Raw genomic sequence first — 22,890 nt, 5'->3', positions numbered from 1 at the left:
TGAAAAGAAGTGTGAAGCCAACACCAGCTTATTTTGGGAGATATATCAATGGATACACTTTACGCTTGCTGAGATGATGTTGACCGCTGACTAAGTCAGCGGTCGGCTTGATCAAAAAGAGCAGTGAACAAAATACTCACCTTGATACATTTTTTGATTCAATTGTTCTTTAATCTGTTGTTCTACCAGTTCTGCACCACCTGCTATAGAGTGAAGCTGACACTGGTGCTTTTGTAAATAAGTCTGCATTTGGTTGCTGTCTATATCCCAAACCACCGGTTCACCGAGTTTTTCAAGGTGACGATAGAGAAGTTTGGGGACCGTATTTTTTGCACTTTCTCTGGGCTCCAGTGTCGAAAAAATAAACTGTGTGCCACTACCTGTTAAAGCGCGAATTGATTCAAATACCGTGTCTACGTCCTGCTGGTTTAAATACATCAAAACACCTTCGCAGATAAACAATGTTCGTTTTTCAGGACAAAAACCTCGAAATTCAGAAAGCGCTGTTTTTAGCTGTTGACGACCAAAGTCCACAGCCAAAAAGTGCATGTTCGAGCTATCAAACGTATCTTCTTCTAACGCTTTAACTTTTTGTGACTGCGTGGCCGGATGGTCAATTTCAATAAAGTTAACGTCAACAAATGTCTGCTGCAAACGCCAACACAAAGAATCAAACCCTGCCCCGAGTACGACTACTTGTGTAACCCCCTCAGACAAGGCTTTCAATGTTAGCTGCTCGATATGACGTTTACGCAATACATAGTGCAAAGATATTCCTGGCAACAACAGGCGCTCCCTAACTTTGGCAAGCTTGCAAAACCACCAGCTGTCTAGTTGCTTCAGTCTATACCGGCCTTGCTCACTCCCCTGTAAAATTTGGCGAGATACCGAAATAACTTGCTCGTCTACCAAAGCACTGTATGTTGAAGTTTTTGCCGCAAACAATAAGCCTTGGGCGACAGTAAACGCGGTTGAACTGGCTTCGTTATCTTTCATCAACGTGCCTCACTATAAAAAATAATGCTTTTGTCTGTTAAACCAATCGAGCCTGTTAGTGCTTGTTGTTCAAGGAATGCTTGACTTTCATCCCTTTCGACACCCGATATCACCGAGAATGCATGCCCGCCCATTCTCACTACTCGCTGATGCGGCTTTTTCAACATCGGTTTGGCTGTCTTTGACAACTGTTCTAAAAAAAATTCAAGCCTCTCTTGTTGCGATGCATGAGCATATATAAGTGCTCTGCGCCCTACATCCCGTAGTTTCTGCTCCATGACTTTAAGAATAGTTTTCATATAGCTGGGGTCTTTATTTACCTTTTGCCAAAAATCTTGTTTCTTTAGTACCAATAGATCAGTATTTACAATAGCAGCGGCATTGACAGTGCGCCCCTGCTCATCAAAAAGGCAAGACTCACCGAACAATTCGCCTGCGGTCAATGTGGCCAAGTCAAAGTGCTGTTGTTGATCTGCTCTGTCCATTGCAATACTTATCGCGCCACTACTGATAAGATACGCTTCTTCAGCATTCTCTTCTGACGCATTGAAGATTGGTGTCCCAGCACTCACCAGCAGATATTCAAAGCTTTCAGAAAATAACTCCGTCAGTTTAGTATGGGCTCTTGGCCCACCGAAAGCCCATTGCGTGATCTGTTGCATAGTACAGTGCATGGGTACCATAGAAACCGAAATATGTTCATGTCGTACCTGTGCACCCAGTGCTTTTAGACCCATCCGTTTATATATCGCAAGCGTTTCAATATTAGCAGTAGTAATGATATCTGTTACACCCCGGGCTTCACCGATATCACAACTTAATTTAAATAAAGCTCTGAATAAGTCTCGACGGTTTCGCCAATTGGCATCTATCGCAAACATGCCAGAATTGGCTAATAGCGGAGGTGGTAAATTCTGTTCGTGATTTTGCAAAATTAGCTGGCTGCGGTATTGATTAAAGTCGTACATTTGGTCAGCTGGCAATTGCAGAGCGCCATCTATCACAACTCGTATGGTACCCACTGGCGTTTCGCCATCATATGCGATGATATTATAGCTGTCAGGCATACCGTCAAACATATCCATAATAATACGTTGCGGGTTGGCCTGCATATACGCGTACTCTTCTACATATACCTGATATCTAAGTTGATAAACATGGTTGAGCTCAACTGGGGTGGAAGCAACTTTTACTCTAATAGACATTGAACGGAACTTTTTAATAATTATTGTAAAATTTGATTGTAACCCTTTTTTATTACAATCAGCAAAACCTAAATAATTAAAAAGTAATACTTTATTTTTAGTCTGCAAAAACGAGTCTATACAAACAGAGATGGCTATACATCATCAAACAATGCTGATTTAAGAAAATTCATTGAGTAGCAGAACTTACGAGTAAAGTGAACACCGCATGTATAGTATGCTCGCCATCACCGAACATATCTTCGCCACAAGTAACTTGCTCTTGCAACTAAGAAGAAAGCACTGGTTGGTGCTTTCTACCTATTTTGTTTTGGTACTTGAAGGCCTTAAGCGTAATTCGCCGACCACTGCTGCAAAATATTTTGATATGGTTTGATGAAATTCTCTTCAGTAAACTTCCCTTGTTCAATTGCTAAACGACTACGTTCTTCGCGGTCATATACAATTTGTGTCAGAGAGTGATCTTTATTCTTCAAGTTTGGCTTGTAACGTGCACCCGCCACTGCATTCGCATTATAAATTTCAGGACGATAAATTCTTTGAAAAGTCCCCATAGTACTAATTGTGCTGATCAACTCTAGGTTTGAGTAATCATTTAGTAGATCACCAAAGAAGTAAAATGCAAATGGTGCAACACTATTTGGTGGCATAAAATAACGTACCTGCAAGCCCATTCTCTTGAAGTATTGCTCAGTTAATGAAGACTCATTCGGTTGATACTCATAACCTAATACTGGGTGTTGATTTTCAGTTCTGTGGTACGTTTTGTTATCCGAGACACTTAGGCAAATAACCGGAAGTTTACTAAAATTACGCCTATATGTGTCTGAATTTACAAAGTACTTAAACAAATTTCCGTGCAACTCGCCAAAATTATCCGGAATACTAAATTGCGGTTGGTCCTTGTTATGGTCTAACAGTAGTACACTGAAATCGTAGTCTCTGACATAAGAAGAGAAGTTATTTCCCACAATACCTTCGGTGCGCTCGCCTGTTTTATGATCAACAATGTACGTTTTTAGCACTTCAATTGACGGAAATGTTTCGCCACTACCGTCAATATCCATATCTACTGAGATAATTTCCAGCTCAACTGAATACCGATCACCTTGCGGGTTATCCCAATGTGCAAGTGCATTAAAACTGTTATCAATCATTTGCAATGCATTACGCAAGTTAGATTGACGACTTTCGCCTCTAGCTAGGTTTGCAAAGTTCGTCGTAATGCGCGTATTGTTTGACGGATGATAATTCTCATCGAGACGAAGGTTCTTGATAGTAAATGTAAAATCTTTATTCATGATCTGGTATCCAAATGTTTTAGGTAACCCTAAATGTAATTCCTGCTCTGCTTAAGTTTATTTTCCTAGTTCAAGACCTGATTAACCTATTTGAGCAATTAGCACCAACTGACCGCCAAGAGACTTGGACCTCTAGACGTCTATATATTTCGATGAGTTAGTTATACTTGGATGGCTAAGTGATTAAAAATGTTATTATTTCAATTTGAACATGAAGAAAATTCATAATATTGAAAAATTGGGACTCGCAGCTAACCTGCTATCTTAGCGGTCAATTCACATAAGGAGTAAGGTAAGCCCATGAGCCAGTTTCTTTATCGCTTGCCCCACGATTCACCTATAACAAGAACCACATAAACCACTTTTTTTATTTGCCGGCTTTGTTTGGCATCTTATGTACATCTTGGCTTACCGCGCCCTTAAGTGCCACGGCTACGAATTATTTATCTGTGTCTACCGTGAAAAAAATCTTCCCCGGATTATGAGTTGTGATAGCTACGAATATGATATTTGGCCGATAAATTCGCCATTACTGACACAGCAGAAAAGCCTTAACTTCTCATTGGGTTTTTTGGCTATGGTGTAAATCTTTGTACCAAGGGTTGGCCGTTACTAATAATACAGTCAAGCAGTACAGAGCTTAAAAAACACCTATAACCCACAAAAAAAATTTAAATAATTTTTATCTCATGAATTGCATTAGTATCTTGTTAGTACATCGCACATTATTCGTATATAAGTCATATAACGATAAAAATATAGCTGCGCCTAAATCGTAACTTAGCCAAATTTGGTTGCTCGTTCGAGCTCAATCTCGCTATTTTGGGGTGTTTTTTTACCTTACAGAACTAAATTACTACCCTTTAGTAACAAATTGCACTAAGTGCAATGTAATAAAAATCAATATAAATCCCCGTCATTTAGCTGAAATATTCAATATCTATAAATAGGACTCCGAAATATATGGCTGTATCGGAACTCAGTATATAAAATCAAAACCGGCCACTTCACATTTAGGAAAGGCCACAAAGGTCTAGGCCGATCTTGTTATTTAAATTTAAAAGGAATATTTAAATGAATACAAAGTTACTATTCAGCGCGGCTATGATATCAGCGTTACTTACCTCTTCTTTTTCATTTGCTGAAGAATTGCAAAGTGCTGGAGATATGGAATATAAAATAGGCAACAAGGTATATAAAATCCCCTCAAACCAATCAGTTAATGTTGATAAAATAATCGAATTAATTGACTCAAATAACGATGTATCTGAATTCGGTGTAAACACATTCGAATTAGAAAGCGCACAAGTATCAAGCTCGTCATTTAACATTCAGTCAGGTAATTTGGTTGTTTTTAGTGGTTACAGCGCAACTGACGTCAACGCGTTTGACGCAACATTCAGATTTACTTGTCCGAGCAATATGTTTTTACAGCGTGTTTCTAGCTACCATGCAAATTGGGCTGAAGACCGCCGCTTTAGCTTTGAATGCGCAAAGTTTAAAACGGCATCTGGTAGCAAAGTATACCGTGGCCGCGTAAGTTGGTCTGGCTATGCAAATGAATTCGATCATGCAGTTAATTATACTTGTCGTCATGGTGAGTTTTTAGTGGGTGTTTATGCTGAACATGAAAACTGGGCTGAAGATCGTAGATTCAAGTTTGCTTGTGCGGCGATGAACGAAGGTTCTACATACGGTACTCAATTAGAGCCAGAACAATGTTTTGAAGATGGCCCTTCGTCACTAGACCGACCTTGGGATTTAGGTTCTTCTCGTGGCGCATTAGTTGGTATGAAGAGCGAGCATGTAAACTGGGCTGAAGACAGAAAAACGACTGTTACTTACTGTTTGAGTGCAAACAGCGGCTGGTAATAATCAGTTAATAAATACTTTCTTAACTGTTCAAGCCACGTTTTTATAATATATAAGATTATTAAAGGCGTGGCTTTTTAATTTATTAAACATTCAAAATTAACAACCCTCAACTTACTTAAATCAATTGACCTTATAATAAAAACTAATAACAAGCAGTGTATTTACATATTTATTATGTATTTTTCAATATTATAAAGTCACAATGATTGTTAGGTTATAACTTGAATCCTGAAAACAGCTCTAGGGGCTATTTCAAAGCAACTTAACGACAGAATTCTTGCAATAGGAACTCAAAAAAATTACAAAATCGACAAGAATTTTAACAATACAATTTACAACTCATTCTTTTTGTATGAAAATGCCTCAGAGTAAATTTTTAACGACTTAGCACAACAACAATAACAAAGGTTCAAAATGAAAAAGGCAACGCTCATCGCATTAGCAACGCTTGTGGCATCTTCGGTATCGTCTTCAGTTGAAGCGCGCACGACTACATACGTTTTGTGTTATAAGTCCGGTAAAGTCGCCTGGAGCGAAGAGCACTATAACCCACACTCTATTCAAACAGCCTATTATCGCTGTGTTGATGAAGGTGGTTTACCTAAAATTGTCTACTTTTAAGCGAAAAGTACCTTTTTACTTTTCATGTGTTTACTAGCTAACTTGTTATCTACCTACACAAAGCCATTGCGGTACAAAAAGCGATAAAGCCCTGCCGATTAAAATGGCCGATAACAGTTCACTGTTCGGTTAATATTGCTTTCTCGGCCATTACAAAGCCGGTAAATAATTCATGTCTTGCACGTTTGATTTCTGAACTAGCTAGTGCCTGTTGGATAGCCGACACGTATTTCTCCTGCGTGTTGAGTGTCAGTGTTAAATATAAACCTTTACTTTCAAACCCCGCTTCATCAAACACATTTAAACGCTCTAGAATCGATATATCGTAACCTAGGTCTGCAAGCTTGCCTGAAACCGCGAAAGTCGTTCCCACAAAACGGTTCACACGACCCTTAATCAATGCCTGCAACGCTTGAGTTGAATTAATCACTTGCAACACGTTATCTTCTCGAAAATAAGAAATGACACTTTTCATCTTGTGAGAATTTCTTTCAATTGCAACGTTAACGACTCCGTTGGTTGGCTCTGCTCTCGACCTAATTTTCCACAAGTATTGTTGCCCTGTATAGACTGATGTTAGCCAGATAAAACGGTTGGCTCTTTGTGGAGTTTTGGACATCGATAAGATCATCACATTTGGCCTGTGTGCATCTATATTCATGATCCGAGCCCAGGGTTTGGCTGTAAACTTACCTTTTAGGTTTGCCGCTTTTAAGAGTTTCTTAGCGAAAAAGTAAACGGGACCATATCCTGTACCACTCTCGTCAACCATTTGAAATGGAGGGTTGTGCTCAAATACAACTTCTAAAGCTGCAATATAATTTGAGTTAAATAGTAGTAAAGTACACACTAAAGCGTGCTTCATACTCAGCCTTAGTTGTTCATGTTTTTGATACGCAGGACGACTCGAGCCAATGGGCTATATCAAGGTTATACTTTTCCAGCCACTTTTTTGCAGCTTCTTGCTCTGAGTGCCCATCTACGATAACCAGTGCTGAAGCATCAGCTATCATGTTTTTTGAGAAGTTAAGCTTTCTTAGTAAATTGTATACACATGGGTAGGTACTTTGCAGACCTGTCCAGCCAGCTTTTCTCAACCAACCTTTTTGTGGATTTCCGCAATCATTGACTAAATTGCTATTTTGCCCCCAGCTTGCATCTACCTCGCAAGCTGGCGAGTATTTGGGAAATTGTACAAAGTTCCCTGGCATGTAAAGATCCGTCCAGTTCGGTGTCCAGTTTATTATCAACACCGGCGTTTTATTCTCCCAAGCTTGCTCAAGTAGCTGCCATAATTCATTTTCATTATTGAGTCGCTCTATTGTGAAATGTAGTCCTAATGCGCGGATAAGGTCCGCATCCTGATAATCCCAGTCAATTGTATAAAAAACGCCTTTGGAAGAACCGGGTTTTCGCGCAAAAAGCGTTGCACATCGATTTAACGCCTGCCAGTCAGGTAAGCCCGGACACAATTCCTCGACATATTTTGGATACCACCACTCTTCTCGAACCACCACATCGTGGACACCCAAGTCTACTATATAGTTGTTTTCTATCATTCTATTGAATTGCCCAGACATCGACTGTTGCCAAATTTCTATTTGAAAGTGTACGAGCCCTTTTTTCATTGCGCCCCACTGATCGCTGGCTGGCATATCATGGTAAATAACGTTGTAGCCATACGTTTGAATCATGCTTCCAACCGCATAAGACAGCACACGCTGGCTTGTCCAGTTGTTCATTGGAATTGAAATTTCATTCTGTTTGTTATTTGCATGAGCACAACACAAAACAGCACACACTAAGAATAACCAGTTTGTAAATTTGACAACAAAGCGCATAAAAATAGATCTTCTCTATCAAACAACAAAAACTTATTAGTTTGACCTGTCCTTCTCCTTAATGACAAACAAACGAATTCACTATCTCAAGTATAGATGTGATCACAACAATTAAAGCGTGCAATACAATTATTTTGGATAAACCCATCTAGACGTGGAGACTACCTTAGCCTTGCTAACTTTAATTGCTTTGCAATCTACCGGTAACAAAAAGGTGAAGTAAAAGTAAAATAAAATTGTCACAGATTGATAATAAGATTTAGGGTGAAATTCACCAAAATGAGAACAAGGAGGCGATATGAAACTTCACTTTAATAAAAAATCACTTAAACGCTTAGACAATGCCGACAACACACTAAAACGAGAACACACTCCACAAGTTGCGGGAGCTGGATACGTCTCATATTATGCATGCTGGACAGAGCAAAAGCAGTATTGCATGACTTGGGATGCTGGTTGCTATACACAAAACCGCTGCATTTAATAAACACCATTAAATAGAAGGTAAGATGCAATCAAAAAGGTTGCCAGATACAAGGCAACCTTATATTGAAATAGCTTACAGTTGCGTGTCGCCCTTGTTATCAATCCAAAGAGGCAAAGTTCCGACTCCTTGCTTTACATATATCAACGACTATCTCCGGTGCAAAAGGCCAAGCAGTCTCGGGAACATAACCGTTGCTAAGTGCATAAGGCACGACTTCTGGCGTAATTGCACCATCAGCCACCAAAAGTGCCAAATATTCGGAAAAACTCAAAGTTGACTGAAACATACAAGGTTCAAACCATTTACTCCTACTAAGTTCAAAAAACTCATCAAATCCCATCGCAGCATTCGCATTTATAGATGACAAGGCAAGCAAACTAGATAATAAAATAATTGCAACTTTCATAATAACTCCTTTTGTTTTATTACGTATTAACAGGTATAAGCTATTTCCTGATAGCTCATTCAATAGTCAGCTTTATCTACTAAGGCAAGTTTAAAGACAATATCACTCGTAACAGGATCTTTATAAATGTGCATTATCAACAATAATAAGAAATTATAATAACTTGTCACAACAGCCGACAAAGCAAACATTTTTTAACACTGACCTCACAAGCGATCAACAAAAACCAAATGAGAAATTATAATAGTTGCGATTTTAACCATAATATACTCTATAAAAATCGCCTTATAACGACGAGATATTTGATAAAAAAGCAACTGATTATATCGAATGAAAACAGACCATAAATAATGCTTTATTCTACCAATAAACCTATATCTAAAATAAAGTCCACAACTTGACAAAGAGCTTCAACCCTCTTACTTTGTTACCATATTAGCTACGCTAAATGTACTACGCCAGATAAAGGACATGGCTTCTTCTTTAGTACTCGCAGTCAATCGCGTGTTCAACCTGCCACAAAGAGAGCGGATAATATGGATATTTCAGGTTCTAAATTGAATGCAAATGTAAAACTACCTGCAAAAGCCTCTGTGCAAAAGCACACATACACACATCAAGCCGTTTCTCAAAACAACAACATTTCAATATCATCACTAGCGTTAAAGCTAAGAGACGCACAGCAAGCCATTGGTAAAACGCAGCTAAGTCAATTAGCTCAAAGTTGGAGACAGCTAAATAACCCGTCACGTCCACATATCCACCCGGAAGTTGTTGGATCTTCAAAAAGGGAGTTTGAAAAGTTGCCTCAGCAACAACTGGAAATCATTGCGCTTGACCCAAGTGATACTTTTTCCGATTCGGAGAAACTAGCGGCTTATCAAATGTGGCATATGCATGATCAGAATGTTCATACAAAATTTAGGAGAGATGCCGTTAAAATGGACAGTGATATAGATGCAAAAGCACAGTTTAAACAGTCGCTAGATACCCATTACGAGGGGTTTTCTCCACTTGGAAAATTAATGGTTTCAAACCAATACAAAGAACAAGCACTATCACAATTTGCATCTAACATAACTCACCTTGAGCGAGACACTACGGTAAGTCCAGCCCAGTCAAACAAGTATTATGCACTCATGGTGGAAGATTTATTTGGTGAACATGAACCAGATGTTCGCAGCAAAGTCGATGGTATGTCTTTATCTAACTTAAATACACACCCGTACGAATTTTTAACACAAGGCGATAGAAATTTATTGTCTGAAATGTATCAATATGGCGAGGAAAATAATGTAGATTTAAAATATATTCGCCAGTTTGCCAGCGATCTGGGGAATTATAGAAAACATGATGATGGAAAGCGCCTGAGCAATTTTAATCAGGGCCATTTCGATGAACATGGCCACCAGCTGACCGTGCAGTTCATACAGAAAGATCAAGCAACAATCACTGACTTACTTGCAGGTGACGCACTCTCTGCTTCACCAATTGATAAAGGGTTTATTTCATTCATCACAGAGCCCGGTACAAGTGCGTTGTCCCACCAAGGCAGTTTTCAGTTTTTACAACATATGGTAGAAGTAACCGCAAAAACTGATACAAGTATACCAGCAAGTGAATTCAGCAAATTTCAGAGTCCTACTCATGTAGATGAACGCTATATCATGACGAAGTCTGACTCTGTAGTTATCAAACCTGAGCCAGATGTAGTTTGTAAAAATGGTCACTGTGAAGTGACAGATAAAGGCCGTGAGAATGGTGTTACTTTAGAGCAAAGCAGTCAAGATTTTGAATTTGGCACTGCCCTAGACGCCACTTCAATAGATGCCCTGTTACAGCAAAGAATAAACGCCGAGACCCAACAAAACGCTTGGTATAAATGGTTGGCAAATCAATAGGAAGTAGGCTTCATTTTAAAAGTATTGCTCTATTGCAACTAAATTGGCTAAACAAACGGGTAAACAGACACACAATTTCTTCCCTTATCCTTTGAGTCATATAAAGCTGAGTCCGCTTGGTCAAATAAATCCGTTAGATTTTGACCTGGGTTAGTCAGCTGAGTGACTCCAAAGCTTGCCGTACAATTGATACAAACACTGCCGTAACAAATGGGTTCTGCTTCTATTTTTTCCCGTATAGAATTCAACTTATCAATAGCTGATGACAGCTCCGTACCTTGTAAAATCAGTGCAAATTCCTCGCCTCCATATCGGCCTATGATATCGCTTTGTCGTGTGTTATTGGCTAATAGCTTCGCGACTATTTGAAGTGCAGCATCTCCATGACTGTGTCCATAGTTGTCATTCACCTTTTTGAAATGGTCGATATCCATTAATGCGACACAAAATGGTAATTTATGCCGTTTAACGCCACAAAGTGCTCTATCTCCCTCGATGAAAAGCTTGGTTCGATTAGAGAGCCCTGTCAGTCCATCTATCGTCGCCATTCTTTTGAGCTTTTTCTCAAATTTATAGCGGTCATTATCAAATGTAATGGCGATCAAGATTAACACCAGCATTGCAAGTAATTCGTACAGGATCTGCAATACACCTTTATGGGTATCTTTTAGCGTTATTAGCTGTTGGATCGGCTGGTGGTATTCGATAAAGAAATAACAGCTACAACAAAGCACTGACAGCAATATTTTTGTGCTTCTTCTACTTCCTTCAAGTAGTAGCCAAGGCAGGGGTAATAGGGTTAAAAAGGTATTTTGAACACCGACTTCATTTCCAACAACCCCATAAGCTTGGACAAAAATAAAGCTGATAACGCTAAGAAATAACATTAATCCAGCGGCGTAATGGTACTTATAATATTGCAATATTAGCGCTAAGCAGCAGGCAGTCACTAACAGCATGTTCATTAATACTGCAGTTAAGGATTGATAGAAAAAAACAAAAATACAGGCATCGAGTAAAACGATAGAGCAAGACAAAAGTGCGAACGTATTGCACACACGTATTTTGTGTGCATTGTAGTCATCGCCATCGCAACCAATGTTGATAACCCTCTTAAACACAGACTTAAGACGTTTATACATAAAGAAATTTACCAAAGCCGGACATGCTTAGTATAGGTGAATATAACCAAGTTGAGCATATTTGATACAGGAAATTTACCTAACTACTCCTAAAATAAGTAAATTCATAGCCTTGCTTAATACACAACAAACTCTGAAATAAAGTGTAATAGTTTGTTGAACAATGCGATCTAAGATCTGGCTTATGCCTAGGTATCGAGAGGACTTCGAAACGTAGGGGCTTTCTACTCGAAATAAGGCATTTAGTAATCTTTTTATATGTTACAAGACAAAATTATAGAGGATAGTCAGATGAACAAAACATTTTCAGTAATTTCGATATTAGCGATTTTGCTCGCCAGTTGCCCATTCAACTCGTTTGCTCAAAACTCATATTCTTTTAAAGTAAATATTCATTGGCAAGATAGTATAACGGTTGAAGATGCCAATTTGGTACCAACCGGTATAACGGAAGGCACATTTAGTTTTAGCTATCTTCTGGCCAATGCTTACAATTACAATGTCCACTCAATGCAAGAGTCCGCTAATTTTGATGAAGTAAGCTTTACCCTTCAATTACCAACAGGGTTTGAGTCTTTGGGATGCAACGTGTTGTTTGTCGACAACTCGCCCTCCCCTCTAGCTATATTCAAAAGAGGAAATAGATTGTCAATGTCCTTTATCCAAGGTTACAGCGCATTTCACGGTAGCTACAAACTAATATGCTTCTGATAGTAAAAGGGGCTTAGCTTATAAAGTCCCCTTTAAAAACTTGTCAAAAATCTATTCTTTACAAAACCGACTATGTTCGCCGTTAGTTATACTCAATCATAATCCCGATAACGCTTACCATGTAAGTAAATCGAACAAATAAGTAGCAATAGTAAAAAGATTGACATGCTACCACCGCCCGAGTCACTGCCAGTAGTGGTGTTGCTATTGGTATTACTAATATTATTGACCGTCACACTAACTTCTCGACTTTGAGCTAAATGGCCATCTGAAACTTCAACCATAAACTCTAACAATACTTGTTGTTCGACATTGGGGGCTGTAAATGTAGCCGTTACAGTATTGCCATTGTTCAATGATACAGTAGTACCTGATGTTTGAGTCCAAACAAACAACAATGTATCGCCATCAGGATCGCTTGAACCTGATGCACTTAGAGTAACCAACTCGCCTTCATTGACTGTTATATTGGACTCAGCGACCTCAGCCAGTGGTGCATTGTTTGGTATCGCTTCGATTCTGAGCACTTTACCAGTAGACCCTTGTGGGGTACCTGTTTCATTCGTCAAAACCAGCACATCGCCACTGTTAAGTTTAACAAATCCAAGTAGCTTTTCGCCTTCAAAGCCTGTTTCGATAGGTATTTCTGCAATCAGATCTGAAGTTGATGTATAAAATAGCCTACCTTTATCTGCATCTGGAGAACGATAGTCACCGAATAAGAATTTTCCTTTTAATACTTCAATATTACCGTCGTATACAGCTCCGCAAATCACCGCGATCCCTTCATCGCTGTCATATTGCCAATTTGGATCAACAAGCTCTGATGGCAAGCTTGCAAGGTTAGGGTCAAACACAAATCCGCTGTCACTTCCATTATTATTGAAGGCAAACGACCCTTCCTTTAAAGGCCAGCCCAAATTTTCTCCGCCAGTCACCAAAGTGATTTCTTCAATCTTATTTTGACCGACATCACATACATATATTTGATTATCATGCGCGACAATACGGTAGGGATTTCTCACCCCAACCACCCATATTTCGTCCAAAACACCATTACTTTCAATGAATGGATTGTTCGCTGGAATACCATATTTGCCATTTACGGCGTTATTACCTAGTGGATCTATCCGCAATAACTTACCAAGCGGTGTTTGAGTATCTTGACCATTTCCATCGTCACTGTGCCCATTCCCTTGGTCATCAGCTCCACCGCCATCTCCTAATGAAATCAATAACATGCTGTCACTATCAAATATTAGAGTACCACCATTATGATTACTTTGAGGTTGTGCAATGCGCATTATCTCAGTCGCGGAATCACTATTTATATTAACACCCTCATCAGGGTCCAATGTGGCCTGCCAACTATTGATCACCGTATGATGATCTACGCTACCAGAGAAAGAAAAATCAACACTGCCCGAAGCGGGCTCTGACGTATAGGTATACAGCAGTCCATTGTTGTTAAAGTTTGGATGAAATGCGACTCCTAAAAAGCCGCGCTCATCAAAATTAGGGTTAATGTCTACTAGCCTATCTGTCACGGTTAATACTTGACTCAACTGATTAGTACTGAGGTTTAAACTATATAAAATTCCAATTTGATCAACTATATATACGAAATTATCTTGTCCATTTATCGTTGCACCGGTCACCGGTGAAGTCAGGGTGCCCGATACCAATGGAATTAGATTGGCCTTCAACGCCCCTTCTTCAATCATAGCGGGAATGGGATCTGTGATGGGGGTTGGCTCGGTGCTTTGCTCTGCCATTGCCGTGTATTCAAAATCTTCCATAGCCGCTAAATCGCTCGCATTGTTGGTAAACTCAACTTTGGCAATGCCACTATCGCGACGCAACGATACTTGGCTCCAATCGCTGCTGTTTACCTCGACTCTTAATAGCTCATTGTCATCCGCATCTAACAGTCTAACAAACGCGTTTCCCGTCGATTGCCCACGAATGTAAAATAGTAATTCGACTGCTGGCGTGCCAAACGATATCGTTGCCGTCGTATTACGGACCATAAATGCCCGACTACCACTTCGGTACAATGAGGAAATTCCTGCGATCCTCACTTCGCCACCGCTAAAGGTAACTGTTTTGGGCTGAGTGCCTAAAGTAAAGGTTCCTGAGGTTTGGTCAGTTGGGAAAGTGGTTGAGACATCCGCTGCATATAGCTTGGGCACAAGCAACACCCAGCAACAGAACATAAATCTGATCAGACTATACATGACATGGTACCTTTACTATGAGATGTGATAAATAGACCAAAATATAGTCAATTTAATTTCGATTTATAGAACAATTTTTGTCTTTTATTTTCTGACTGAAATGATCTTCTTTCACTTGGAGAATAAAGCAAAGCGCCAGCGGTTTAGAGCTTTAGTCATTGCCCTTTGAAGGTACCCAACTTGTATAAAATTGCTACCCTGCTAACTGCATTTACTTTGTGTCAGGTTATCGTCTAAACATGATGTTAAATATTGAAAAAGACATGCCTCTCTTTGATTTCCATGGTGCAGAAGATAGGTTAATGGTTATAGGGTGCCTTTAGCTCTGCTTCAAGTTGCTTGCGGTTTTTGTGAAGTTGTAAACGTACCACATCTTCAATAGCGCCAGAAAATAAACCAAAGTGTCCCTGTTCATCTGCTTTAAATGTGCCTTCAATTAGTACGTATTGCTCATTAAATCGCTCACCGCGCTTACTTGCAATATCAACCCAAATTGAATTTTTCGTAATCATTTGATCAAAATCCAACTTGTTGGCGTAGACTGCATTTCCCTCATGTTCAATATTTAAGAACCCGACGAACTGAACTTTTTTATTGTGGTACTTTAGGGGATTAGATAATAACGCGTAGATAGAAACAGAATCGACGCTAAGGTTTAAACTGGATGCTGGAAGTTCATCAGATTTTAACGGCTGGCTAATAAAAAAAAACAAAGAAATAAGTAAACCCTTTATATAATTTATCGTCATAATACATCCCTATCAAATCAAATTACTTTGAAGCTAACACGCCAAAAAGTCACAGCTTAAATACAACCCTCGATAAGATCAACCTTCCGCTTTTTGCGTTAAGTCATCAAAAGCATGTTTTTGGCCACCTCTTTGATTGTTAAATAGAAAATAAACTTGAAAAAAAAATGTTATTTTAGGAGTATGAGCTTTACATTGAATTCACCATTGGTAATGAGATGAAAGGATTTCTTAGTGATACCCCAGTTTCAAGTTTAGAAAATTGGCCTGAATTGCAAAGCTTCGCCAGTTACCTTGCTGAAAATCTAAATAAACTCGACAACTTTGAGCAAGGCCATCAGAATACAGAGCTCATCAATACAGCGCCTATTTTACTTAGTGGTGACTGGGGCTCAGGCAAAACCAGTTTATTAATGTGCTTGAAAGAAGAGCTAAACGATAAAAACGTTGTGTGGCTTGACGCATGGCGTTACGAAGCTGAAAGCAGCTTAATGACTGCACTGCTGCACTGTATTTGGCAAAGCCAACCAGAGCCAAATAATGCGAAGCAGCAAGCCTTAAATGCATTTAAAGCTGTACTTAAAACCGCAGCATCTTTGGGTGTCAGGGGGATGCTTGGTGCTATTGGTATTAAAGGTAATTTGACTGATATTCAAAAAGATTTCGACACAATTAGTCAGGTTGAAACACAGCCCCCTGCTAAAACTCAAACTGATCTGCTTACCGAACAGTTTGAAGAGTTAATTAATACCCTTTGGGAAGATAATAAGCCGATTATCATCATAGATGATTTAGACAGGTGTTCCCCTGAAAGCGCTGTTGAACTGCTAGATCAAATACGGCTATTGGTAAGTAGTCATACACATACAGGGTGTCGTTTTGTGGTGGCGATGGACAAGGTCACCTTGCAACAAGCTATCAGAAGCAAATTTTCATCGCTTTCAAGCTATGATAGCCAAAGGTACTTAGAGAAACTCTTTCCAATCATGTTGCAAATTCCGCGATTCTCTTTGGCTAATCATAATACATTGTATCAAGAGCTACTGAGCCAAGGCGGATATCACGATGATCAAGACAACACTGATAGCGGACTGCGATTTGATGAAAAGTGGAAAGACGTTTTTTCAACGCCTTGTTTTGCAAACTTAAGGCTTATAAAACGCTGTTTAAACACCTATCAGTGGCTTATGTCTAATGAGCCGGAAAGCCAAACCCCACCCTTTGACACAGCACTGCTTATGGAATGGCTTGCCGCCATCAACCGCTGGCCAACTCTCAGAGACTATTTGCATGCCAAGTCTAACGTTTTTTGGGAGCAAGTGGAAAACGCACTACAACACGACAGTGTCCGCTCGGAAAATCAAGACGCAACAGTAGATGAACTATTAGAGCAGCCCTATATTCGCGAGTTTTTTAACGAAAGCCCAACCAAAGGCGGTGCCAGATACGAATACAGGCTTCAAACTCGAATTCAAGATTATAAAGTTCTCGATGAATTCATCAGCAGTAAAGGGGTTTAAATGCTAGAAAGTAATAGACATGACGTATGGGCTTTGCTCAGCCCTGATAAACTAGAAGATACATTAAGCCAGCTCACTGACAGTCTATGCTACAAACTAGGCGCTGACCATTGGCGTATTTTTGGCATTGATTTTTCTAACAAAAATGGGCCCTACGTCAAACTAAAATGCGCAGCGAAAGAGAAGCTAGATACACAGAAACTCGAGCGCTATCTGTGCGATGAAGAAGAACCTCACTTAACCAACCATTTAGTCGAACACCAAAAGTGGGTCATTGCCGAGCGCGCAAAGAACAGTGACTACTGGCGCTGCACTATAGGTGGCCTAGCAAATGACCCAGTAGAAGTATCGGGATATGGCGACCCGGAATCGTTCCCTAGCACACGCATTGAGTGTGGTGAGCTAAACAATAAAGACAAATGCAGACTATTTTGGCCTCTTCATAACTTAGAGCAAAAGTTAATCGGCTTTATTTGTTTTTATATTGGCGAAGACAATGTGAAAGACAGGTTTTTGCTCTGTGACATAGCCAAATATCAAAGTGATTTTGCGCACATCAATATTGCCTACGAACACTCTCGGGCACTTAAACGTAAAGATGTTGCAGAAAATGCATATAAGGATCTCATTGGCTTACCCAGTGTAAAAAAAACATTCTTTGAAACGCTCTCACTACTACTCGGGCATGTTGGTGAGTTCATCCAAGCATATTCACTAAACTTAATGGAGTACGACGCTGATAAGAAGCGTTTATATACCATAAGCCATTGGAGTTGTGACGGTTCAACACAGCAGCATACCTCCGATATTTATATTGATTCAATCGAGCAAGAAGAGATACAAAACCTCATGCTAGAAGACTTGGGTATCTCTCAAAATGAGCAATCTGAACTGCTACTACGCGCCTGTTTTAAAATGTGGGAGCCTGAACACAATGATGTCAGCAAATACATCAAAAACAGTTCACTTTGGTTGGCTGTGTTTGATAAAGCCTATCAACCTCACTTTAATGCATTACACAGATGGCGCGGTTCCGCTGCAAGAGAAAAATCTGAGACCTTTATACAGGCATCGGGTAAACGATTTTATGAGTACTTCAAAGATTACCAAAGTTATTGCGTACAAAAGTTCAGCAGCGAGTTACATGATTTTGCACAGAACCAAGAGCAAGACCTCGAATCTTTGCACTCAAGGACCCTAGATCAACTCTGCAAGTATACCGGTGCAGAAGCGGCATTGCTCTACGAGCCAGTCAAATCAGGTAAAGTAACACAAGCGCGCTGTCAAAGTGGAAATGACATACATAATTTGATCGATTTTGGTGTTGCGCAAGGTTCTACATCGGCTTATTTAATCAATAAATGTGAAGCCTGTCTTATCCCAAAAACAGACGAAGATGCTGGTCGCTGTCTCGATAAAAGCAAATTAGATAGTCTTAGTCATGAGCTCGGTTGGAAGCAAATTCGTTCTTGGTTATATCACCCCTTATTTTTTGAACCAAAGATCAAATCTACTCAAAGTGATGTTGCTTTGATTGGTATGATAAAACTCCTTACTCAAAACAGAGTTATTGGGTTATTTCAACAGCAGCTGGCCGACAAGCTGCTTGCAGCCACGGCTATACAATGGTGTGAATTTCAGCAGCACCATTTGTTTGCAAAGTTGCCAGAGGTTATGGATGAGTTAATGCAGCTCTCTGGGCAGGACCTCAACAACTGTCTTATCGCGCGAACAAAACACTTAGTCGATACCTATATCCGACGTGACTGTCACGTTGAGCTTATGGTAAATAATGAAATGGGCCAACTTATATTGTCTGGAGCGTCCAAACAGACCCAGCAAATGACATCTGTCGATTACATAAAAACCGTTAAATACCTGGAAAGAATATTCCCCAGCAACAAAAACTATTTTCTCATTAAGCCTAAAAAGAATGCTTTTCAAAGAGCAAATGGCAAATTAATCGCACTGGGTATGCACAGTATGGTCACTCGTATCGCTATCCATGGTAGCCAGCTTGTTCGCGGCTTTTTAGTAGTCACATCACACAATCGTGCTTTTACACAATGGGAAGCGGAGCAAGTATACCGAATAGTCAGAGAGCTATCGCAGGTGATTTACCACGAAGCAATGCGAATTCAATGGCGATCTGATATGGGTGTTTTTCGTCATGCTATTTTGGCCCCATCACAGGGGCTGGTGTCCAGAGCGAAAGGGTTTGCTCATTTGATCCTCAAGCATGCCCCCGATGACAAAGCCATTAAAAAACAGCTTAGGTTATTAAAAAGGGATGAGTTTCTAGTTAAAAGTTGGCAAAAATTTCAAAGAGTATTGATGGATCAACAGATAGAACTCGATAGAAAAGAGACAGATCTCAGGGAATGTTTTGAGCGCTGGATAGACAGATACCGAGACTGGGCAGCAGAAAAAGGCGCTGCGATTGAATTTGAATATACCGCACCGGATCAATTTACTTTTGATGAATTAAGTTTGGACATTGCTATCGGCAACTTACTGGATAACGCAGTTAAGTACACCCTTGAAAATCATAATATTTTTGTTCGGGTCTCGACGATTAAATATAAGTTAGTCATAGAGATCAGTAACGTAAGTCATGCCTTAAGTGACTACCAATTAAAGCAGGTTATGCGTTTTGGCGAGCGAGATAATATGCACAGAAACATCAGCGGACAAGGAATTGGTTTGCCATTGGCAACATCGCTTATTAACGCACACCCTGACGGTCAACTCACCCTAAAAAGCACACCATTGAGAAGCGATAACAATAAGGCGGTAATAACTGCCCAAGCCACTTTTTTACATTATTGGCGCGGATAAAAATTTAAGGAGAAAACAATGCGACTACTGTGGATTGATGATGAAAAGGAAAACTTTTTCTTTGAAACCATGTTGCTAGAAGAAGAAGGTTTTACTCTTGATTGGGCAACGACCATACCGGAAGCTGCTAACTTGCTTAATCAACATTATTACGATGGTATTTTACTTGATCAGCAAATCAAAGATAAAAGCCAGCCTATAGATTCTGATTTAGTGGTTTGGATGGGGACTTTATTTATTTGCTGGCTAAAGAATCAGCGAGTACATTTGGATCAGCAATTGCTGGAACTACTCGAAAAGCTCAAAGCTTGCCCTAAGCCAAAAGAATCCAATACAACCGCCCCCATACTTATTATCTCTGGTTTTTACGACGGTGACGTTCAAAAAACAATTAACCAGCTTTGTGACGGGAGAATAAAGCGCACAACTAAGCCCCTTGAAGAAGCGGAACTATTAAATTTCACTCGTAGCCTAGAAATCGGTAAGCACCATGACTGAGCAGATAATTAAAACAGACGATATAAAAGCAAAGTTGACTAAGGCGTTAAACAATAATTTTTTGCAAAATTACACAAGCTCTGATATTGAGTCGCAGCTTGCTAGAGTGCTATGTTTTGTGATACCTGAGCAGGTCATAAGTGCAACCGTCGCTTTCTCTATGCCTGGACTCAGCAATAAGAGTATTCCATATATAACCAAAAAAGTAGAACAGCTTTACCCCAATAAACACCAGCTGGAAACAAGCATAGATAAAATTTTTGAATATTTCGCAAAGTCAAACCAACTAGCCAACAATGCGTCTAAGAGTGACGCTTCCACGCATATGTTAGGGAGCGCTCAGTCGATCTATTTTAAATGGTATGTCACTGAATCTATCGTTGACAGCAAATTATCTGTACTTAATTGCATACTCACTTCTGATCCTAGTAATCAGTCACCGCGATTGACAGCCTGTTGGCAACTTCAAATTTATGACGAAAACAACGCCGTAGAGATAGCCAACCAGTTAAAAGATAAGTTAAATACAGATATTGAGATAACCTATCTTATTTGGCGAGCTTATAAAGCTCGAAAGTGGCCCGAAATGGCACCCGCAATACGGACTTATACACTTTCGAAATACAACTCGTCTGTGCCTTGGCCTATAACAAAATTTAAAAGTCTCAACAAAAAGCTTAAAGTTTGGGCGGATATGGACTTCCCAGTAGAATATTGGGCGGACATTAGCATTCCTATTTTATTAACCGTTTGGCGGCAACTTTTACTGGAACGCTTTTTTACCAAAGGTGCTGATATTTGTTTAAAAGAGCACCGCGATACTCTCAAACAAACAGTCGACCTTATCAGCTCTGTCAGCACTGAGGAACACGACGGAAAAAAGCTCAAACGATATAAAAACCTGGTAGGTTTATTTGCTGCCTTTTTTACTAACCATGAAGACGAGAATGAAAACAAGCACCTTGACTCCAAACTGCAAAATGTAGACAAACATATAAAGCCTCTAGCCATGTGGCTGCAAGTACGACTCGGAAAAAGGGATGTATCTAGCACTCAAGCGCTTTTAGCAACGACTTACGACGGTTTAAACATCTACTTGAAACATCTGGGATTGCTTCAAGCTCGCGAAAAAACGCCGTTAAAACGGGGTTATCTAATGCTCTGGCTAGTATTTCAGGTGTTAGAGAAAATAAAGGATAAAAAAGATTATCAGTTTATAGAGCCCGAGAAATGTGCCTTGGCATTTGTTATTACTGAGTCAGCTAGAACCATTTTTTCTGACGGTTATCGATTTAGAAGCTTCCCAGTTGACCTTGCAATGAGTATGTTACGGCTTATAAAAATGCACTGTCGTGAAAACTTAGAATTGTATTTACCCATTTCTCTATTTAGAACGCTCGAAAATAGCTTACACGCCAGTCAATCGTCAGAAACACTCAACTTTGCGCTGCAACACTGCCAACACATTATTGACGTATACATCTTTGGTCAATATATGCTGTCTAACAAAGGGAAAATTGCAGATAACCTTCAAAAAACATTCGCAATCTCGGCCCTGTTTCATGATTTAGGGATGCTTGAAAACGGTGACAGTAGCACTGAAATGAACTGGCAAAAAGTCCATGATGAATTTGCTCAAATTGGGTTAATTGAATCAAGGGAACTTGAGTCTCTCTCTCACTTTGAAACGCTACCATTACAAAAACAAGGTATTTCAAGCGCCTATATATTGATTGAACATGTGCATGACCACAATCAAATCCAGTCCGATGAACGCAAAAAGCTCGTGATTAGAGATCTGATCAAACCGGCTGCCAGAGCGATTCTATTTCACAACATGAGTTACCTGCCAGACCGTTATACCAGAGATTCTGAAAAAACAGCCATGATGCTGCTACTTTGTGATTTGGTATTACCATGGCACCCATCTTCAACATTAATTGAGAACCCCAAAGCGATTCAAGCCGAAGGTCTTCTTTGCCATTTTCATAGTACCGCCAACACTTTAAATGGCGATTTGGCAACTGAGTATCAATATGAAAATACGCATTGGATAAAGTTGACTGCAACGGAAAATTTACCAACACTACTGCAAGTTCTTCGCCTGATCCAATCAGGGGGAAAACTACATTTAGAAAACATAACTGATAAATATAAAAATAGTCCCCAGCTTTTATTTAAAGTGCCAAATAGAAAGCAATTACTGCATTCTATGCAAATGCTCAGTGACAGCTTTTACCATCAAATGAACGTCAATATCAGAGATTGGATAGGTCAACAAAAGTCCTTTTGGTCGGACTTACATACCAACCACTGCAGTGAAACAACAACCCCCTATAGCAACGATAAAATCGTTGAAGGAGAGCTTAGCCCTTCGGAATCTCTATATAGAATGATCCAAGACGGGCAAGTTCATGAAAGTGAGTTGTCGCAACTAATTTGGATTGAAACCGGCACCGCGCCGCTTGGTTATTTTGATGTGATGGCATATGCAGCGCTACCTGAAGTAAAAGCGTTTTTAAAACGTTATCGGCCTTTTTAAAATCTTCAAACCATAAATTA

The 22,890-nt window shown here is 39.7% G+C and carries 18 protein-coding genes; 9 read left to right on the top strand and 9 right to left on the bottom strand.

All coding sequences use genetic code 11. The features are described 5' to 3' along the window. Window positions 1-111: 111 nt before the first annotated feature. The 3 genes from QNM18_RS00205 to QNM18_RS00195 all read right to left on the bottom strand — a co-directional run bounded on the left by QNM18_RS00205 (window position 112) and on the right by QNM18_RS00195 (window position 3,502). Window positions 112-996 carry a class I SAM-dependent methyltransferase gene (locus QNM18_RS00205; RefSeq protein ID WP_284135949.1) on the bottom strand — a complete coding sequence of 295 codons (885 nt, stop codon included), beginning with the start codon at window positions 994-996 and terminating at the stop codon, window positions 112-114. After that, window positions 996-2,201, bottom strand: a complete 1,206-nt coding sequence (locus tag QNM18_RS00200) for an N-acyl amino acid synthase FeeM domain-containing protein (RefSeq protein ID WP_284135948.1) — start codon at window positions 2,199-2,201, stop codon at window positions 996-998. The genes QNM18_RS00205 and QNM18_RS00200 overlap by 1 nt, the downstream gene beginning before the upstream one ends. 326 nt (window positions 2,202-2,527) lie before the next feature. Further along, entirely contained in the window at window positions 2,528-3,502 is a 975-nt protein-coding gene (locus QNM18_RS00195) for a DUF1852 domain-containing protein (protein ID WP_211009986.1), read from the bottom strand. 1,074 nt (window positions 3,503-4,576) lie between these two features. Here QNM18_RS00195 and QNM18_RS00185 point away from each other — a divergent pair. Then, a complete protein-coding gene (locus QNM18_RS00185; protein ID WP_284135947.1) occupies window positions 4,577-5,374 on the top strand; it encodes a dermatopontin-like protein in 798 nt (265 codons plus the stop codon). Window positions 5,375-5,791: 417 nt separating this feature from the next. Further along, window positions 5,792-5,998, top strand: a complete 207-nt coding sequence (locus tag QNM18_RS00180; RefSeq protein ID WP_211009988.1) for a hypothetical protein — start codon at window positions 5,792-5,794, stop codon at window positions 5,996-5,998. 118 nt (window positions 5,999-6,116) lie between these two features. Here QNM18_RS00180 and QNM18_RS00175 read toward each other — a convergent pair whose 3' ends face one another. Together QNM18_RS00175 and QNM18_RS00170 are read right to left on the bottom strand one after the other, a co-directional pair. After that, a complete protein-coding gene (locus QNM18_RS00175) occupies window positions 6,117-6,863 on the bottom strand; it encodes a substrate-binding periplasmic protein (protein WP_284135946.1) in 747 nt (248 codons plus the stop codon). A gap of 16 nt (window positions 6,864-6,879) precedes the next feature. Continuing rightward, window positions 6,880-7,839 carry an ABC transporter substrate-binding protein gene (locus QNM18_RS00170; protein ID WP_284135945.1) on the bottom strand — a complete coding sequence of 320 codons (960 nt, stop codon included), beginning with the start codon at window positions 7,837-7,839 and terminating at the stop codon, window positions 6,880-6,882. A gap of 298 nt (window positions 7,840-8,137) precedes the next feature. On the opposite strand from QNM18_RS00170, the gene QNM18_RS00165 reads away from it, so the two are divergent. Further along, window positions 8,138-8,323 carry a hypothetical protein gene (locus tag QNM18_RS00165; RefSeq protein WP_211009991.1) on the top strand — a complete coding sequence of 62 codons (186 nt, stop codon included), beginning with the start codon at window positions 8,138-8,140 and terminating at the stop codon, window positions 8,321-8,323. A 100-nt stretch (window positions 8,324-8,423) separates the two neighbouring features. Here the strand turns inward: QNM18_RS00165 and QNM18_RS00160 are convergent, their stop codons facing one another. Further along, the gene (locus QNM18_RS00160) at window positions 8,424-8,732 is read right to left on the bottom strand and encodes a hypothetical protein (protein ID WP_023397514.1); all 309 of its coding nucleotides are present in this window, start codon (window positions 8,730-8,732) and stop codon (window positions 8,424-8,426) included. A gap of 536 nt (window positions 8,733-9,268) precedes the next feature. Between QNM18_RS00160 and QNM18_RS00155 the strand changes: the two genes are divergently transcribed. Further along, window positions 9,269-10,633, top strand: a complete 1,365-nt coding sequence (locus tag QNM18_RS00155; protein ID WP_284135944.1) for a hypothetical protein — start codon at window positions 9,269-9,271, stop codon at window positions 10,631-10,633. 47 nt (window positions 10,634-10,680) lie between these two features. Here the strand turns inward: QNM18_RS00155 and QNM18_RS00150 are convergent, their stop codons facing one another. Then, window positions 10,681-11,775: a GGDEF domain-containing protein gene (locus QNM18_RS00150; RefSeq protein WP_284135943.1), complete on the bottom strand. Its 1,095-nt coding sequence runs from the start codon at window positions 11,773-11,775 to the stop codon at window positions 10,681-10,683. 291 nt (window positions 11,776-12,066) lie between these two features. Here QNM18_RS00150 and QNM18_RS00145 point away from each other — a divergent pair, with 291 nt between their 5' ends. Continuing rightward, window positions 12,067-12,486 carry a hypothetical protein gene (locus tag QNM18_RS00145; RefSeq protein WP_284135942.1) on the top strand — a complete coding sequence of 140 codons (420 nt, stop codon included), beginning with the start codon at window positions 12,067-12,069 and terminating at the stop codon, window positions 12,484-12,486. Between the two features lie 92 nt (window positions 12,487-12,578). On the opposite strand, the gene QNM18_RS00140 is transcribed toward QNM18_RS00145, so the two are convergent. Continuing rightward, window positions 12,579-14,723: a PQQ-dependent sugar dehydrogenase gene (locus tag QNM18_RS00140; RefSeq protein ID WP_284135941.1), complete on the bottom strand. Its 2,145-nt coding sequence runs from the start codon at window positions 14,721-14,723 to the stop codon at window positions 12,579-12,581. Window positions 14,724-15,022: 299 nt separating this feature from the next. After that, window positions 15,023-15,472, bottom strand: a complete 450-nt coding sequence (locus QNM18_RS00135; protein WP_284135940.1) for a hypothetical protein — start codon at window positions 15,470-15,472, stop codon at window positions 15,023-15,025. A 218-nt stretch (window positions 15,473-15,690) separates the two neighbouring features. Here QNM18_RS00135 and QNM18_RS00130 point away from each other — a divergent pair, with 218 nt between their 5' ends. From QNM18_RS00130 to QNM18_RS00115, 4 genes are read left to right on the top strand one after another with little or no spacing between them, the layout of a single operon-like run. After that, the gene (locus tag QNM18_RS00130; protein ID WP_284135939.1) at window positions 15,691-16,992 is read left to right on the top strand and encodes a KAP family P-loop NTPase fold protein; all 1,302 of its coding nucleotides are present in this window, start codon (window positions 15,691-15,693) and stop codon (window positions 16,990-16,992) included. Further along, the gene (locus tag QNM18_RS00125) at window positions 16,993-19,830 is read left to right on the top strand and encodes a sensor histidine kinase (RefSeq protein WP_284135938.1); all 2,838 of its coding nucleotides are present in this window, start codon (window positions 16,993-16,995) and stop codon (window positions 19,828-19,830) included. It begins immediately after the preceding gene. 18 nt (window positions 19,831-19,848) lie between these two features. Further along, complete coding sequence (locus QNM18_RS00120; RefSeq protein ID WP_211009998.1) at window positions 19,849-20,328, top strand: hypothetical protein; 480 nt, start codon at window positions 19,849-19,851, stop codon at window positions 20,326-20,328. Next, a complete protein-coding gene (locus QNM18_RS00115; RefSeq protein WP_284135937.1) occupies window positions 20,321-22,870 on the top strand; it encodes a hypothetical protein in 2,550 nt (849 codons plus the stop codon). The genes QNM18_RS00120 and QNM18_RS00115 overlap by 8 nt, the downstream gene beginning before the upstream one ends. The last annotated feature ends 20 nt before the right edge of the window (window positions 22,871-22,890 follow it).

The organism is Pseudoalteromonas obscura (assembly GCF_030135505.1).
Classification (GTDB): Bacteria; Pseudomonadota; Gammaproteobacteria; order Enterobacterales; family Alteromonadaceae; genus Pseudoalteromonas; species Pseudoalteromonas obscura.
This window is presented reverse-complemented; position numbering and strand designations above follow the sequence as displayed.